A 3615-nucleotide genomic window follows, 5' to 3' on the forward strand; every position below is an offset into this window, starting at 1 on the left:
ACCTATTAACGATATGACAGGGGTGTCCATCCGAGAGAACGTCAAATATCTGGAAGAGTTTGTGAGTCGTGAACGCGGGGCAGAAGCCGGCACACTCGTAGCAAAGGAATTGGTAAGGCGCTTAAACGAAAGAATATCCGAACCGGCTTATCATGTAACCCCCGAATTTTTAGTGAGCGGGTCCACGGGTTATTCGAATGAATTTGTCGCATATCTCGTAGAGTTCTGCATTGATTTATCCAAGGATCCTGACTTTCAAAAACACGTAGGTGAAAGGCTGGTCCCTGACTGGCTTATTAGAGTTATGCGATTTTTTTCCATCCAGCAAATTTATAATAGTGCAGATAAATGGGTGGGGTTTTATAACAAGAGTTCCTATCTTCTGGAGAAGGTACAGATTTCAACCCAATCAGTCACCATTCGTCTAAAACTCACGCCGCGAACTGAGGAGCAGTTTGGGGAATATCGTAAGTCCTGTGGCAAAATTTGGTGTAATGCCATTAAATATGGAATCGCCAGTGTTCCCAGACGAGTGTATGATCTGCCTTCGGCGAGAATAGAGGATCATGGTTGTCTCGCAAAAGGCCAGGAATTTTGTGAGTGGAGATTTACGTGGGACGAACCTCGCCGAACGTGGAATCCTGCCAAACCCCTGGCTCGGTGGATTCTCAAGAAGGAAATTGAGGGGCAGAAACAATCTTTTCAACAGCAATATGACGAATTAAATACCGCCAATGTTGAACTACAACACAGTACCGCCAAATTGGAAGAAAGTGCCGTTGCATTAGCCCATCGCGTTAAACAGTTAACGGCCCTTCATGAAGCCGGAATCGCTTTTACCTCTGCTCGTGACTATAAGACCTGGGTTCAAAGTACATTACAAGCGATCATTAACATTCTTCATTATGAACGGGCCATGATTAGTCGTTACGACCGAGTACGACAAGTTGCCTATGATGCCCAACTTATAAATGTACCGGAGGAAGTCGCAAGATTCGCCAACTCGCTTGAAATCCCGGTCACTGACCCCCACAGCATAGAAGGACAGGTCTTGCTGCAAAAGAAGCCACTGCTTCTAGACGATATTCACCACGAATGGCATAGACTGCATCCCCTTAATCAACAGCTCGTAGGCCTTACCCTCGCCCAATCTTTTATTTCTGTACCGTTAGTAGGCAAGGATGGCGTCTTGGGATCTCTGACTGTTGACCGAAAGGAAGGCAATTCTCTAAAGCAGGACGACTTAAATTTGATGATCACATTGGCAAATCAACTCGCACTTGGTCTGGAAAATGTCGACGCTTATCAAGAGATTGAAGCCCTAAATGTCGGATTGGAGGCAAAAGTTCAAACGCGCACCACAGAATTGGAAGTATCCAACCGGAAACTCCTTGAACTTGATCGGCTGAAAAATGATTTTTTTGCCAACATCAGTCATGAAATTCGCACCCCTCTCACTCTCAATATAGGTGCATTCAAAACGCTTTTGAAATCTGAACCCAGTTCAGATGCCCAAGAAATAATTCAAACCGGCATACGGAATGCTTCCAGACTCTTGTTTCTGATCAATGAATTGTTGGATTTGGCCAAGTTTGATAGTGGGCGCGCAACCCCGAAAATCCGGTGCATCGACCTCGCGGGGCTCGTCCGCAGCGTAGTTGCTAACTTCGATTCCAGTCCGATTCGTCGTATACACTTGAAAGGACTCTCGCAGCCGGTGGCCGTGGAGGCCGATCCACGGCAGTTAAAGAAGGTTCTCTATAATCTGCTTTCCAACGCATTCCAGTTTAGCGATCCTCATGAGGGACAAATCTGGATTCGTCTGACAAGCAAGGAGAATTCTATTGAACTGGAAGTGGAAGACAACGGAATTGGAATTCCGAGCGATCAAATAGGCTGTATTTTCGATCGATTCACACAGGTAGAAAGCAGCGCCACAAGACGGTACGAGGGGAGCGGGATCGGATTGGCTTTGGTGAAGGAAATTGTCACCTTGCATGGAGGTAAGATTGCCGTAGAAAGTGAGCCTGGCAGGGGATCCATTTTTACCATCACCTTGTCTCGGGGGAATGTGACGGAGATCCCCGCGTATGACGTGCAAGACGAGGAAGATGATCCGAGCTATCCGCCACTACCATCCTCCATTTCTTCCAAGGATGAACAGAAGGGGAATGCCCCGCTCATGGCTTCTGCCTCGCCGATAAACGCTCCGTTGGTCCTGGTGGTGGACGACAATGCAGACATGCGAGGTTACGTCGAAAGAATACTGCAAAAAAAGTACCGAATTGTGTCAGCCAAGGACGGCGCTGAAGCTCTAACGCAAGCGCAACGGTTTATTCCGGAATTGATTCTGACCGATGTGATGATGCCCAAAATGAGCGGGCATGATCTCTTGAAAGCTGTTAGGGAAAATTCCGTGCTGCATTCGACGCCCGTGATTTTTCTGACAGCTCGTGCTGGGACGGAAGCCCGCGTGGAAAGCCTGGAGGCAGGAGCCGACGATTATCTGTCCAAGCCGTTCGATGAACCAGAACTCCTCGCCCGCGTTAATAATTTGATTCGAGCCCGCGCCCAGGAACGAGAAATCAGGAAATTACAGAAAGAAAAACTCGCTAGATTCCTGCCCACTCCCCTGGCTGATATGATTACGTCGGGTGAACACGAAAATTTCCTGAAAGGGCACCGTAGCGAAATAACCGTGTTGTTTATCGATTTGCGAGGATTTACGGCCTATGCAGAAACTGCCGAACCGGAAGATTTGCAAAATGAACTTCGAAAATATCAGTTGGAAATGGGAAGGTTGATTTTCGAATTTCATGGCACATTGGAGAGATTCACGGGCGATTCTATTATGGTCTTTTTTAATGATCCACTCCCTGAGCCCAATCACACTGAGCTGGCCCTAAAACTAGCATTGGCCATGCGGGAAAGAGTGAAAGAATTGTGCAGGGATTGGAAAAACCGAGAAATTCCGCTTGGGGCCGGGATTGGAATTGCCACTGGCTTTGCCACTATGGGTCTCATGGGCTTAGAGGAACGCGTGGACTATGCTGCTATTGGCCCCGTGGTCAATTTGGCTGCACGATTGTGCGATATAGCCAAAAATGAACAAATTCTCATTACTCAATCCATCCTACACAAAATGGAGAAAAGCATCATTACGGAACCACTCGGAAATTTTTCCCTAAAAGGAATTCATAGCGCTGTCCCTGGTTATAACTTAATTGGACTACGAGCGGACTCGGAGAATCTGTCTCACTGATCATGAGAGAAAGATTTCCACTGAAAATTAATTAGAAATGAAATACCTCGATAAAACAGAGCTTACCATTGATCCAATTCATACCCTCACGAACCGTAATGTGTAAGTTCCCGTAAATCCGAAACAGGCTCATGGGAAATTTCTTTTGACAGATGACAAAATAGTCACCCCTAGCGATGATTACATTGTGATAACCAATTAGGATGGAATCACTGGACAACTTTAAGCTGTTGATTTTATGAATGCATGGGAAAACAGAAATAAAATCAACCACGTGGAAAATTATTTATTCCATTTACCAAGGCGAGGGTCGGGGGTTCAAATCCCCTTTCCCGCTCCAATTCTTTCTTTAT

At 46.3% G+C, this 3615-nt stretch carries 1 protein-coding gene; it reads left to right on the forward strand.

The features are described from left to right. A partial coding sequence (locus AAH187_RS18940) for an ATP-binding protein (RefSeq protein ID WP_342350052.1) occupies window positions 1-3262 on the forward strand: 3262 nt, incomplete at its 5' end. Window positions 3263-3615 lie beyond the last annotated feature (353 nt).

Origin of the sequence: uncultured Nitrospira sp. (genome assembly GCA_902500695.1) — a bacterium.
GTDB lineage: Bacteria > Nitrospirota > Nitrospiria > Nitrospirales > UBA8639 > Nitrospira_E.